The sequence below is a fragment of the Lactiplantibacillus sp. DA1 genome (genome assembly GCF_032681335.1).
GTDB lineage: Bacteria > Bacillota > Bacilli > Lactobacillales > Lactobacillaceae > Lactiplantibacillus.
The window spans coordinates 38,615-52,281 of record NZ_JAWHTQ010000003.1 but is presented as its reverse complement, the minus strand read 5'-3'; the positions used below and the strand labels follow the sequence as shown (position 1 = coordinate 52,281).

Sequence of the window (13,667 nt, the reverse complement as noted above, 5' to 3'; positions counted from 1 at the left end):
GTCAATGTATTAACCTGAGTAACGTGATCATGGCGACTGAGCTGGTCGTTTAGAAGTTGCAATTGGTAAATGGCGCGAAAAAGTTAACGAATGATGAATTACTGTGGGGGGACGTGTTCAAACTAGCTGGGGGATCAGTGCCTGCCTAGTGACAGGATGAATAGTCGGAATGAAAGTTAGTTGCGTGGCTTGATAACGGTTTGTGATAGGCTGATGGTGCATACTGGCGAGAAAATAAAAGCGCGGCCCTTCATTGAGAGACCGCGCTGATTGTATGTTCAGTTGTGCATGAATATGTTTAGTAATAACCGTTGGCTTCCCAAAAGGCCTTGGCCGCTGCCCATGAACCATAGCGTGAAGCCACGTATTCATTAGCGACGATTTCTTGATTAGAAGCCGAGTAGTCACCGTTTAGGAGTGACTTACTGAGTTGATACTTACCATAATAGTTCCCATTAGAAGCGGTGTATGAACCACCAGATTCTTTGTTGGCGATCCAAGCTTTCGCGGCAGCTTCAGTGTTAGTTGTTGACGAACTGCTGCTAGCGGTCGTTGAACTGTTACTAGTCGTGGCGGTGCTACTTGAAGTTGTGGCACTACTGCTGGCTGCCGTACTCGTGCTTGCGGCGCTAGAAGCAGTGGTGTTGCTTAACTTCGTCATGGACGCGGAAGTGGCAGTTGAACTTGCCGCCGTGCTAGTTTGGCTTGTCGCAGAATTTGAAGCGGCACTGATAGTTGCTGAACTAGTGGCACTGCTTGAAGCGGCGCTAGCGTTAGCCGTGCTGGTCACGCTACTCGAAGCAGCGCTTGTGCTTGATGAGCTGGCGGCACTACTTGAGACGACGCTTGTCGTTGCTGAACTGGTAGCCGTGCTAGCTGCTGACGTGCTGGTACTTTGAGTACTAGCGCTAGTGGCCGCCGCACTGGCAGTACTGGTGCTGGTCGAACTAGCCGTACTTGAAGCAGCGCTAGTTGGTACTTGGGTAGTAACCGTGGTTGCATGGTGTTTGCTGTTGACTTCCAGTTTGTCACCGATATAGATCAAGTTAACGTTCTTTAAATGATTGGCTTTCTGAATCGTTTTGATGGTTGTCTTGTGCGTTAAAGCAATTTCACTGACGGTATCGCCAGCTTTAACGACCACAGTATCAGCATTGGCTACGGTAGTACCTAAGGCTAATAGTCCAGTAGCTGCCAATGAGGTTAATAAGGCATTTTTAATTTTCATAAGCTAATCAGTCACTCCTATAAAAGTTGTGTTGTTATTTCGATCGAATGGTGATTAGTATACCGACCGCAGATTGCAAAGCAATAAATAACAGATTACGGTTTTAGCCCATTTTGTAACAAAGTAACATGGTGTAACAAGTTAACACTTTCATCATCTTTTCGCCACATTATCATCACACTCGCGGTAAAATTCAGAAGGTAACTTAAAAAATGGTTTAAAGCGGTGAGCGATATTCTTATTAATTCAGTAAAATTTGTTATAATCGAGACCGTTAAGCAGAACGTTGTGTAAGGGAGCGAGTAATAATGTATTATTTTGTGAATACCAGCATTAACCCGAAAAAATCGGGAATCGAACATGCTGAGATGAAACGGCTGGCACTTTTTAACCAGCATCACGTTCCTGCTAAGATGGTCACGCGATTCTTTTCGTTATCGTTACACCAGACATTGAAAGCGGCGGGAATTAAAGCTGAAAATCAAATTAATTTGTTTGATTTTATTCAACATTCAAGTAAACAACCAACTAAAAAAGTGACGATTGAAGATTTACACTTAGCATCAAATTTACGTGTGCAACCCGTTGGGCGTCATTATGAGGTCTATCAAAATGACCAGTTATTAATGAAGGTTAATACATTTCTGAACACGCAAAAACAACTGAACAATGTTCAATATTACGACCAAAATGGTAAGTTAGTTAAGATTGATTGGTATGATACTCGGGGATTCAAAGGGCTTGAACAGTTTTATGCCGCTGATGGACAAGTGGCAAGTGAACAAGTCTTTAATCCGGCCGGCGAGGTCGTCTATCAGACTTTTCATATGGCAGATCGACAAAATCAGGTCCAAAATTCACTTTATCGATTCATTAATTATGAGGGGCAAGACTGGTCATTTGCTGGTGAAACGGCAATGACAACCTTTTTCCTCGATGAGCTTAATCGGACGACGCCACATGCGGTCTTTGTGATTGATCGGACGTATGAGCTGGCCTATGCAGCACTCCATATGCGAACTAAAGCGTTTAAAGTCATGCACTTACACAGTAATCACGTTAATGATCCCGCACATCCGAAGACGGCTAGTCTCAACTTTAATTATGCTTACGCGCTCAATAATCTGGATCAATGGAACGGTGTCATCGCGTCGACTCAGCAACAAACTACTGACTTTCAAGCTCGCTTTGGCAACCAACCGGCCGTTTATACCATTCCGGTTGGGATTGTCGATGACGCGACTTTGAACGCGCCCAAGCCAGCTTTTGATCAACGCACCACTGGCAAGATTATTTTTGTGGCGCGTTTAGCCGAAGAAAAGCAACAGGATCAAGTGATTAGGGCGTTCAAAAAGGTATTGGCACAAGTGCCGAATGCAACCCTTGATTTCTGGGGCTATGCGAATGGCGATACGGGCAAGCAGCTACATCAACTCGTGGAACAACTGGGACTGCAATCGGCAGTGACGTTTAATGATTACACGACGGATTTGACGACTGTCTATAATGATGCTCAGCTGGCGATGCTCACCTCGCGGGCAGAAGGTTTTGCACTCGCCTTACTTGAAGGCCAAGCCCACGGGGTGCCCCAGATTGCCTATGATGTCAAATATGGGCCGCGGGATATTATTCGTGACGGTCACGACGGTCAATTGGTACCGGTTAATGATGAGAATGCGTTAGCTACGGCGATGATTGACTTATTGGCACAGCCGAAAAAGTTAGCCATGTATAGTCAACAGGCTTATCAAGATGCCCAACGCTTTAGCACAGCGGCTGTTTGGCAACAGTGGCAACCACTCATGAAAGCCGCAGCTGATTTTTATCAAGTTGAGGGGGCAACGCAGCGATGAATTTTTTTGTGAATCAGTATTTAATGGCGTTAAATTCTGGCGTAGAGCATGCCGAATTCAAACGGCTCCAGTTGTTTAAAAATCATCAAGCACCGGCTAAACTAGTAACGCGTCAATTCGATGGTTTGTTACATCAGAATATGCGGCGCTTCAATATTGCCGATGATCAGATGGCCAACTTGTTTGACTTTTTTCGTGAAACGACCAGCTTTTCCAGTCGGGTCATCAAGATGGCTGATTTGAACTGGCCAACTGCCTATGACATTAAGCCGGACCCCAATGTCAGTGAGGTGCGAGCTGGTGATCGGCTGATTGCTAAGGTCCACTTTGTCCCCAGCACGGTGGGGCATGTGTACTTCATTGAAATTTTTGACCAATTTCACAATTTAGTTCAGCGAACCGACTATGATGAACGGGGCTTCAAGGCCCGTGACGAATTCTTCTCGTCAGCGGGGGAACCAATCACGGATATTTTTTATCGTCCAGATGGTAGTCGGCTGGCCGAACAATATTATGCGCATGATAGCAATGGAACTAACTATGTTTCGCTGTGCCACTTGCTAGATTATCATGGCCGCGACTACTACTTTAACGGTGAACAGGAATGGTACCGGTTCTTCCTAGATGAATTGAACAAGCAATATGATGAAAACAATGTCTTTATTGCTGATCGCCCATTAGCTGCTCAGTGGCCGGTGGTGAATATGCAGACGACGGCTAAAAAATATTTGTGGTTACCGACACCGCATGCGGTGGACCCGCGTGATCAGGTCTATTCTAATTTGAATAACGCGTATGTTTATGGATTACACGAATTTTTGAGTGCCTGGGATGGCGTCATTACGAGCACTGAACAGCAGAAACAGGATTTGACGCAGTGGCTCGGTGGTCAACCGAGTGTCCCAATCCTGACGATTTCAGCGGCCGTTGTTTCCAAACAGCATGCACCAATTGCGATCAGTGAACGTCATGCGCATGAAATTATTTATACCGGCCGTTTGGATGCGGAACGGCGCGTCGATCAGCTGGTGACAGCTTTTGACCAAGTGCACCATAAGATTACGGATGCGACCTTAGTGATTTACGGGTATGGTGGTGAACTTGACCGTCTAAAACAGCAAGTGTCCCAGTTGCACCTAGAGACCGCCGTGACTTTTGCTGGGTATCAACCGAACTTAACAATGGCTTATGATCAAGCCGGTGCTTACGTTTATACTGGTGAAAGTGATGCGCAGCCATTATCGTTAATTGAAGCCCTTAGTCATGGTGTGCCAGCAATTGCTTATGATATTAACTATGGCCCTAAGGATGTTTTGAAGGATGGCAAGAATGGATATTTGGTCACGGATGGTGCCATCAACCAACTTGTCAGGGCGTTGACCCGGACGCTTGAAAATCCGCAACGTCAGCAACGACTTAGCAAGGGTGCCTATCGGAGTAGTGAACAATATAGTGATGAACAAGTTTGGCAACAGTGGCAGCCGGTTGTTCAGTGAATAGAAAAATGGTCTGACTTTAGTGGTCAGACCATTTTTTAAACGCTAATGTCAAAAAGACCTAATAACAACGGCGGGAATCGCTAATCTGACCACGTTGTTAGGTATTGCGTAATTGCTGCTTGTACGGGGCGCAGTGCCGCTGCCGGTTGCGTGTTGGTCAGTAAAAAGAATTGGCGTTGGTAATGGGCACTTAGCTGTTCGATGGGAATCTCGTTGCTTAAAACGTGACGTGAAATAATTGTTTGGCCGATACCATGAGCGAGGAGGTCCGCGATGATTTGGTTATTGTGGATGACCATGACTTGTGCTGGCTGAATGTTGCGGGCCTTTAAAAAGGCGTTGGTATAATGACGCACACCGGAATTAGGTTCACGTAGCAGCCAGAGGGGACTGGCAAAGTCGCCCGCATGGACGAGCTCATCGTGACCAAATGGCAAGCGATTGAGCTGGTCAGTAACGAGTGGCTTTTCAACTAAACCAAAGTCCAGTTTGTGTTGGGACATAGCGGTCAAAATTTCGGCCGAATTGGCAAGCGTCACTTGAAAGTCAAATCGATCACTGACGGCACTCAAATTGGCTAATAAGGTGGGTAGAATCAGACGCCCGGTTGTGTGTGAGGCACCAATCCGGCAAGAAACTTTCACTAAGTGGCGTGGTGATTGCACCGCTGTTTTGGTAGCGGCCCAAGTTGTTAACAACTTTTGAGCCTGTTGATAGAGGAGCTGGCCACTAGCAGTAGGAACAATTTCTTGGCGACCATTACGTGTAAAAAGCGTGGTTTGTAAATCGGCCTCAAGCTGTTTGATTTGTGTCGAGACGGTCGGCTGGGAAATGAAAAGTTGCTCGGCAGCATGGGAGAAGTTGCGGGTCTCGTACACCGCACAGAACGTTTCCAATTGTTTAAACATTGTGTCCACCTCTAACTATTATGTTTATTAATAGTAACTATCATAATAATTTATTTCTCAAATGTAAATAACTTTCGTATACTTAAAAGCATCGAGATAGAGATGGGAGCAAGCGAATGAAGGTCAAAGGGATTTTACCGGGGTTAGTGACCAGTCTGGTCATTGCAATTATTAGTCAGGGATTGGCGCAATTTGTGCCAGCATTAGGTGCGGCCACCATCGCGATTCTATTAGGAATCGTTAGCGGCAACACGTTTTTGAAACAACCACAGCTTGGTCGGGGGACTAAGTTTGCGGAAAGTAAGTTGTTGGAGTATTCCGTAATGCTGCTCGGCGCGACGATGACCGTACAGACAATCGGCAAAATTGGTGGCTTCGGGGTGCTTTTCATTCTGTGTCAAATGACGATTACGATCGTCGGCGCCTTGTGGTTAGGGCGCAAGTTGGGGTTCAGCCAGTCGGTACGTATGCTGATGGCCGGCGGTAACGCCGTGTGTGGGTCGTCGGCGATTGCATCAATCGCACCCGTTATTGACGCGGATGAAGATGATAAGGGGACTGTCATTACCTTAGTTAACTTGATGGGGACAGTGCTGATGTTAACGTTACCGGTCTTAGGAATGGCCGTGTTTGGTGGCAGTGTCATTCTTAAAGGGGCGTTGATTGGGGGAACTTTACAATCAGTTGGGCAGGTAGTGGCCGCAGCTAGTATGGTTAATCAAACAACGGTTCAATTTGCAACGATTTTCAAAATTATGCGGATTATGATGCTAGTCGTCGTTGTTTTGATTTTTGGCCGGTTACACCAACGCACGATTGAAAATGAATTGGCTGAGGATGCTGTCGTCAGTGGTAATGGGAACGGTCATTGGTTACCATGGTACGTGGCCGGGTTCTTAATCTTATGTGCATTGAATAGCTTGATTTCGTTACCAGCAATTATTGGCGCAACGGCTCATACAATCAGTAGTTGGTTTGAAATCATTGCGTTAGCAGCTATCGGGTTACGTTTGAATCTTGTTAACTTTATGAAAGCTGGCAAGCGCTTAGCACTTTATGGCTTAGGCGTGGGGACGATTCAGGTCGTCAGCGCCTTGATTTTAATTACGTTATTACTACAACATTAATTGAATTTTGATACACTTAAATCGCAATCATGGTTAATCATTCAATTAATCATGATTGCGATTTTTCATCCAAGAAAGTAGGAATGCTCATGCTAACTTATCGAGTCACACCAGCGATTGAATTGCGAGAACCGCTACCCCAAAGCGATGCGCCGGCATTACTAGCATTATTAACAGCTAATCGTGCGCAGTATCAGTATTATTTGCCATGGGTTGCTAAAATTCAAACGGTGGCGGATGAACAACGCTTTTTAACCGCGGCACAGCTTCAGTTACAATGGTCGCAAGCGCTCAATCTAGTCATTGTCGTTGAACAACGGGTTGCGGGGATGGTTAGCTGTGACCACTTCGATAATAACGACCACAGTGCCAACATCGGCTATTGGTTGGGACGACCATTTCAGGGACGCGGCGTCATGACGGCAGCCGTCCGTGGTGTCTGTGATTTGGGTTTTAATCAGTATCATCGCCAATATTTGCGGATTCGTGCGGCGGTGGACAATCAGGTAAGCAATGCGGTGGCGCAACGGGCGGGCTTTGACTTTTTGATCCAGCATCCAAGTGGTCAGCACTTATTGGATGGCACCCATGCTGAGAATGTGTATCAGATGTCAGCGGTCGATTGGCTAGCAAGTCGCCGCAAGTGATTATTAGATAAAATAAAGAGGTTGTAGCATATGTCTCCATAACAAAGGCCGGTCTAGGAAAACATTCGGATTTTTTCCTGACTGGCCTTTGTTATAATAGAAAATAAAAAAGAGCATCGGTTGCACCCGATACTCTACGAAATTATCTTCTAAAGGACATTCCAAATATGCAAGATTATTATAGCATGAATCAAACTACTTTGAGTATCGTCTTAGATTATCAACCAGAAGGAAATCATCTCACCCGCTACATTAACGAGCTTGTTGAGAGTCTAAAACTAAAATATGATTACCAGTTCGGATGGCCATGGGAATATAACCTTTTAGCCATGTTAAAACCGGTCCTTTTAACGTACAGTTACGGTATTTTCAGTAGTCGTAAGATTGAACGGTTTGCTTGTGAAAACAAGCCAGCTGGATGGTTAATTACCGATCAAGGCCCATTTTATGACACGATTTGTCGATTTAGAATTTCAGACGAATTAGCTGCCATGACGAATGACAGCTTGTCGCAATTAACCGCGTATCTGCGTCAAAATGGTTTGATAGACGCCATTTTTAATAGATGGGGCTAAAATTCTGGTCGATGTGAACAAGTATAGTTTTGTTTGGAAAAAGAATACGATTCGATTAGATCAGCTGAATCATAAAAAGTTAGGCGAAGTGCATGAGACCCCAATTATTGGCGAAATCCCAGCCGGAGCAGAGTTAACACTTGAAATGCTGGATACCATAATCAACAAAGACTTAGTCGTCCTCAATGAAACCGTGGCAGTAACCAAGAAAACGTTCCTAAACCCGGCCAAGTAGCAACGACGAACTGTTAAATCTCAGAAATGGAAGCTTGATAAATGTCGCTAGAAAATGCGTGAACATCAAGCCAAACAAGCAATCTATGGTCAACGTAATAGTTACGCTAAAACGGACCATTGAAGTCGGCTGACAAATTTTCAGATCGTTACCAGTAATCAATTTATCACCGGATATCATCTGCTTCAAAATCCAGCCGACACTGGGACATTACCGATATTTATTGAACATTAAGAAGCTAACAATACGTTAAGTACCACCATCGTCGCCTATGCCGAATACGGCTCAGAAAGTAATTATCACTTTTTAGAAGATGACTTTGATCAACATACTACTTTAATTTCTTATGGCACAATGCTTAAAGAAAACAGTCGGAAATGAAAAATGATGACCGTAAAGTCATGAACTGGGACTACGATGGAAAGGATGATTACTTTATCAATCCACAGGGTGTGCGATTCAACTTCAATACTTATCGCCAGAGGACTGATAAGTATGGTTTTACGCGAGATATTAAAGAATACGTCGCCGAAAAATATGCTAAAAATCACCAACTTATTCCTGGTGCATTAACCCCAAAAGAAAATATTAAAAGAATTTCCATGAATGAAAATTGGGAGTGTTTTAAGGCAAAACAGCGTGAGTTACTTTCAGCTCCAGAAAACGGTCAGATCTATGCCCAACGCAAGATCGATGTTGAACCGTTTTTTGGTAAGCTGAAGGCTTCTTTGCGTTTTGGCGTTTCTCGGTGCGTGGCTTTGAGCGCGTCACTAAGGAAGCTGACATCGTCGTTATGGCATTGAATATCATGAAACTGGTCACATTAGAGGCCAACTAAAAAATCAAAAACTTAAGCAAATAGGACGAGAAACCAAAATTCGATTTCTCGTCCTATTTGTTTGTGCAAAAGCCAGTTATGTTACAGTCTCCCATAAAAAGATTACCAACAACAGTTGCCAGAGAATCCGGTTTTTGACGAACAAGACTTTTTGTGGATTATACTTGGAAGATTAGTACGCAATTCCGCCTACCAGGATTGCTAGCCAATTACTGGAACGCAGTGGTCGTCAGTTGAAGCTACCATCTAAACCGATCCATCTTTAATATGAGCCTTAGCGTAACTCGACATGCAATGTCGATCAACGGTAATTTTATTGCTGAGCATCCTTCTCGGCTAGATTAGTTTTAACTGGAGTATGATTTATTTGGTTTTAATTTTAGCAATATGAAGGATCAATATGCTGAATAAAAATATATAAACGAAATACAAAAAATAATGAAGATGTAAATGGGTTGTCGTGGGGGGTACTCACACTAACCTTATTGCACTGGAAAAGTGGTGCTATGTCTATGGCAATATGTTTTACACAAAACTAGTCTCACAGTATCTGGGTAAGATCATTGGAAACTTAACGCTTGCTGATAAAAGTGTGAAAATGGGCATGTACTTATTCATGAGTATGAAGTTGCTCGTACAGTAGTTGTCAATGTATATGGCGTGGTAACTTTTTTGTCAGATTTTGTGAAATTTTACTTTAGTTGGAATTTAAGTCATGAGACCCCTAGATCAACGGCAAGCTGATTTAAAGAACTACCTCACTAAGTCAGGCGCTGATATTGTGCGGACTGATATTCTATCGGACCTCATCAGTGACCAATTTAGGATTTAGCGAGTTAAACAGTCTTCTGAGAAGTAAACTTAAATGTTAATTGCCAGCAAGCAAACACTTAAACGGATCGTGGTAAAGGGCCAAAAGTTTAAAAAGAGATGATAAGGACAGGAAGCCCAAGCTGTCAGTTAAGTATGTTTAAAGCACCTATAGCGATAACATGTAGGAAAGTAACTAACGTAATTTAATCATTATCAAGAATTCACTAGTGCGGTGGTACCAATCAAAGACGATGCTAAGAACACTTAATTATCGAATATACATGTCTTCTCATAATTTTTGGGAGTGGATTCATAAATGACAAAAATGTAATCTTTTAACAGACTCTAAATGTATATATAAGTCTATCGGCCACGTATAATGGCTTTAAATAAGAAAACGAGGTGCAAGTATTATGTCGCAATTAGTTTTAAACCACATACAAAAGATATATCAAAGTACGAGTACACAAAAAACAACTGCGTTGAAAGATGTTTCTTTTTCTGTTGAAAAAGGAGAGTACATTGCGATAATGGGAGAGTCGGGTTCAGGTAAAACAACACTCCTAAATCTCATTGCAACGTTAGACAACGCTACTTCGGGTACTATTAGGTTAGACGGCCAAGAAATCGGTTATATGAACGATAAAGAGAGTGCCCAATATAGGAGAGATCATCTTGGATTTATTTTTCAAGATTTTAATCTGCTGAATGTTTTTGACAATAAGGATAATATTTTTTTGCCTTTAGTTTTGGCAAAAAAAAATATTAATGATTATCAAAAACAATTAAAACAAATAACGAGTGAACTAAAGATTGAACAACTGTTGGACAAGTATCCATATCAGTTGTCAGGTGGGCAACAACAAAGAGTGGCTGCAGCGCGTGCTCTGATCACCGCGCCTGATATAATTCTTGCAGATGAGCCAACTGGTGCGTTAGATTCAGTAACTTCTGATAAGATGCTTTCACTCTTTCAAGCTATTAATAATAAAGGCCAAACAATTATAATGGTGACTCATAGTGCTATAGCAGCCAGTCACGCTAAACGAGTTCTTTTTATAAAAGATGGTTCAACATTTGATCAATTATTTCGTGGTGAAAAAGATAATGAGTCGTTTTATTCGACAATAATGTCCGCTTTATCTGTACTTTGAAATTTTTGGGAGATGTTAAACTATGTTTTTAATGAAAATTAGTCTTCACAATCTGCGTTCCAATAAGGCAATGACTCTGCCGTATTTAATAGCAAGTAGTATTTTTACTTCATTTTTATTTATTCTATTAAATCTGTATTTGAACACAAGCATTAGAACGATGCACAATAGCTCAACTTTGAAAAATATTTTGATGTTGGGAGTTATATTATTAACTTTTTTAGTGTTCGTTTTTATGATTTACGCGAGCAGTTATTTGACAAAATTGAGAGCAAAGGAATTAAGTCTATATTCAGTTTTAGGTATGAATAAAAAGCAAATATCCATACTACTAATTGATGAAGAGCTGATATTCTACACATTATCTGTTTTTTGTGGCTTAATTTTCGGTACTATATTTTCAAGATTTTTATTCCTAATTTTACAAAGAATGGTCGGTCTATCAGAAAAAATTAAATATGACTTTTCCGTGTCTGCTCTTGGAATTGCATCGGTGGTTATTGGATTGATTTATTTAATCATTATAGCCATCAGTGTTCATAGAGTTTACGGTTTAAATATTAAGGAATTATCACAAACTCAGAAAAAATCAGAAAATAGTGGCAAAATTCCTTGGTTCTTCGGAACTATTAGTTTTGTTATATTAATAACTGGTTATGTAATTGCGGTTACAACTAAAAATCCAGCAACCAGTGTCTCACGTTTTGAGATTGCTTCATTGCTGGTGATTCTAGGGATTTTTGGAACATTTATGACCAGTGATATTGTTGTATTGAATATGTTAAAAAAGAACTCAAAAGTTTATTATAACTTTGCAAACTTTTTTACAATTGCAGCTATATTACACAGACTTAAAAGAAGTTCCGTGGCATTGGCAACGATTTGCTTATTGTGTACAGCAGCTTTAATAACAGTGACCACATTAAGTTGCTTTTACGTTGGTAAAAATAGTTTGATTCAACAATGGTTTCCTAGGCAAGTTATGGTAACAAGTAATTCAAAAGATAATGCCTCTGTATTAGCAAACTTAAAAAAAGTGGCAGCCAAAGATGAGATAAAATTGACCAATATTAATAGCTTAGATATGAGTCAAGCAATTTATGGAAGTTTAAAAGGTAACTCTTTTAATATCGATGACTCAATCAATGCTCATTATCAGATGTCATTGGTATCGCTAAACTCCTTTGAAAAAAATGAAAGAAAGAACTTTCATCTGAAATCAAATCAAGTATTAGTATTTATTCCTGATCAGAGATACAACTTTAGTAGTATAAAGATTCGTAATAAAGTTTATTCAGTCAAGAAAAGTATACGAAAAGTAGGATTTGCACCAGTTAATGATAACTCAATAGTTCCAAACATTTATATAGTTTCTGAAAATGCGGCTGATGAATTTAACATATTAAAAATGACACCTGTATTTAAAAGTATCACAGGATTTAATCTAAAAGGTAAGCGTAGTCAAAAAAATCGTTATATAAAGAGTGTCGAACGTTCCACGGCGACTATTAAAATTGCCAGCCAGGACACAATGCAAAAAGTTGTAAATTCACTCTTTGGCGGTTTATTGTTTATAGGATTAATTTTGTCATTTATTTTTATATTTATTACTGCATTTACTATGTATTATAAGCAAATTAGTGAAGGATTTGAGGATAGATCTGATTTCAATGTACTTCATAAATTAGGAATGAATGTTAAACAGATTCGCAAAACAATAAATAAGCAAGTTGTAATTACAGCGTTTGCCCCATTAATATTCGCCATAATTAATCAAATATTTGCCTTCCCAATAATTTTGAAGATTTTAAAACTGCTGTCATTAACAAATGACAGGTTGTTCATCGCAACTGGTATCATAACGTCTGTAGCTTTTTTGATTTTTTATTCTCTTATTTGTGTATCAACAACACACAATTATTTTGTTTTGATAGAGGGAAATATAGATAAAAGTCTTGTGGAGGAGAATTAATTATGAAAAGAAAAATGTATCTTTTAGCACTAAACGCTATACTGAGCGTGTTATCAGTTTTTATGGTGGCATTATATCCAATAAATGGCAAAACAACGTTCGGAAAAAGTGGAATGTGGGTAGTAACGACCATTGTAATTATTGTCGGGTTATTAATAATTATTGCAACTTTGAACTATAAGCAGTATCAATTGGCAAATGTTTATCAAGGATTTTTATTGATTGTTTTTTTAGGCGAGGTTGGTATGGGGCTTATGCTTACAACAGGTTTTCTAATGTTTGTTACGATGTTTATCGGCATTTTGGGACTTGTGTCAGTTTTCTGCTTTTACCTTACAAAATGGTAAGGTATGAGTATGTGTTGCCTGAACATAGTAACCTAGTTCAGTGCTTATTTTCAGGAAAAATGCTATTTTGTTTTTCAAATGCTTATTTAAGCAATAATGACGCTATTTGCTAGGTGACAACAATGTAAGATTGGACAGGTTGAGAAGTATTGGTTTTAAATATGAAAGATGGTATCTTATGGGTGTAGACAAGTGGTAATTCAACCGCGGGCTGCTTGCCCTCAATAATATTAGGAGGTAGCTATCATGTTAGAAAATAATGAAACAACTACGCAGACTTTGGATTTAAATGATGCTTTGTTTGATTTGGATGTTACCGAAAATGAGGCTTCGGTTGTGAAAGATGAGGATGATCCAGATTCACGTTTTAAGAGCTGGTCACTTTGTACTTTTGGCTGTGGCCACACGGGTAGCTTTAATAGTTTCTGTTGCTAAAGAGTAGTGCAATTATGTGCCGGATGCTGAAAAGTT

10 protein-coding genes and 1 pseudogene are annotated in these 13,667 nt (G+C 40.8%); 9 read left to right on the top strand and 2 right to left on the bottom strand.

Annotated elements, in window-relative coordinates; all coding sequences use genetic code 11:
* Positions 1-298: 298 nt before the first annotated feature.
* Positions 299-1,228 (bottom strand): LysM domain-containing protein, encoded by a 930-nt coding sequence (locus RXV91_RS05305; RefSeq protein WP_316439000.1) that lies wholly within the window; start codon positions 1,226-1,228, stop codon positions 299-301.
* A gap of 308 nt (positions 1,229-1,536) precedes the next feature.
* On the opposite strand from RXV91_RS05305, the gene RXV91_RS05300 reads away from it, so the two are divergent.
* Positions 1,537-3,081: a glycosyltransferase gene (locus tag RXV91_RS05300; protein ID WP_316438999.1), complete on the top strand. Its 1,545-nt coding sequence runs from the start codon at positions 1,537-1,539 to the stop codon at positions 3,079-3,081.
* A complete protein-coding gene (asp1, locus tag RXV91_RS05295) occupies positions 3,078-4,577 on the top strand; it encodes an accessory Sec system glycosyltransferase Asp1 (protein WP_316438998.1) in 1,500 nt (499 codons plus the stop codon). Before RXV91_RS05300 ends, asp1 begins: the two co-directional genes overlap by 4 nt.
* Positions 4,578-4,660: 83 nt before the next feature.
* Here asp1 and RXV91_RS05290 read toward each other — a convergent pair whose 3' ends face one another.
* Complete coding sequence (locus tag RXV91_RS05290) at positions 4,661-5,488, bottom strand: LysR family transcriptional regulator (protein ID WP_316438997.1); 828 nt, start codon at positions 5,486-5,488, stop codon at positions 4,661-4,663.
* A 116-nt stretch (positions 5,489-5,604) separates the two neighbouring features.
* Here RXV91_RS05290 and RXV91_RS05285 point away from each other — a divergent pair, with 116 nt between their 5' ends.
* The 7 genes and pseudogenes from RXV91_RS05285 (at position 5,605) to RXV91_RS05255 (ending at position 13,631) form a co-directional block, all read left to right on the top strand.
* Positions 5,605-6,615 carry a putative sulfate exporter family transporter gene (locus RXV91_RS05285; protein ID WP_316438996.1) on the top strand — a complete coding sequence of 337 codons (1,011 nt, stop codon included), beginning with the start codon at positions 5,605-5,607 and terminating at the stop codon, positions 6,613-6,615.
* Between the two features lie 83 nt (positions 6,616-6,698).
* Positions 6,699-7,262, top strand: a complete 564-nt coding sequence (locus RXV91_RS05280; protein ID WP_316438995.1) for a GNAT family N-acetyltransferase — start codon at positions 6,699-6,701, stop codon at positions 7,260-7,262.
* 167 nt (positions 7,263-7,429) lie between these two features.
* A pseudogene (locus RXV91_RS05275) lies at positions 7,430-9,086 on the top strand (transposase).
* A gap of 1,050 nt (positions 9,087-10,136) precedes the next feature.
* Positions 10,137-10,877 (top strand): ABC transporter ATP-binding protein, encoded by a 741-nt coding sequence (locus RXV91_RS05270; RefSeq protein WP_316438994.1) that lies wholly within the window; start codon positions 10,137-10,139, stop codon positions 10,875-10,877.
* A 22-nt stretch (positions 10,878-10,899) separates the two neighbouring features.
* Positions 10,900-12,849, top strand: a complete 1,950-nt coding sequence (locus RXV91_RS05265) for an ABC transporter permease (RefSeq protein WP_316438993.1) — start codon at positions 10,900-10,902, stop codon at positions 12,847-12,849.
* Positions 12,850-12,851: 2 nt separating this feature from the next.
* Positions 12,852-13,196 carry a hypothetical protein gene (locus RXV91_RS05260; protein ID WP_316438992.1) on the top strand — a complete coding sequence of 115 codons (345 nt, stop codon included), beginning with the start codon at positions 12,852-12,854 and terminating at the stop codon, positions 13,194-13,196.
* Positions 13,197-13,442: 246 nt separating this feature from the next.
* Entirely contained in the window at positions 13,443-13,631 is a 189-nt protein-coding gene (locus RXV91_RS05255) for a gallidermin family lantibiotic (protein WP_316438991.1), read from the top strand.
* The last annotated feature ends 36 nt before the right edge of the window (positions 13,632-13,667 follow it).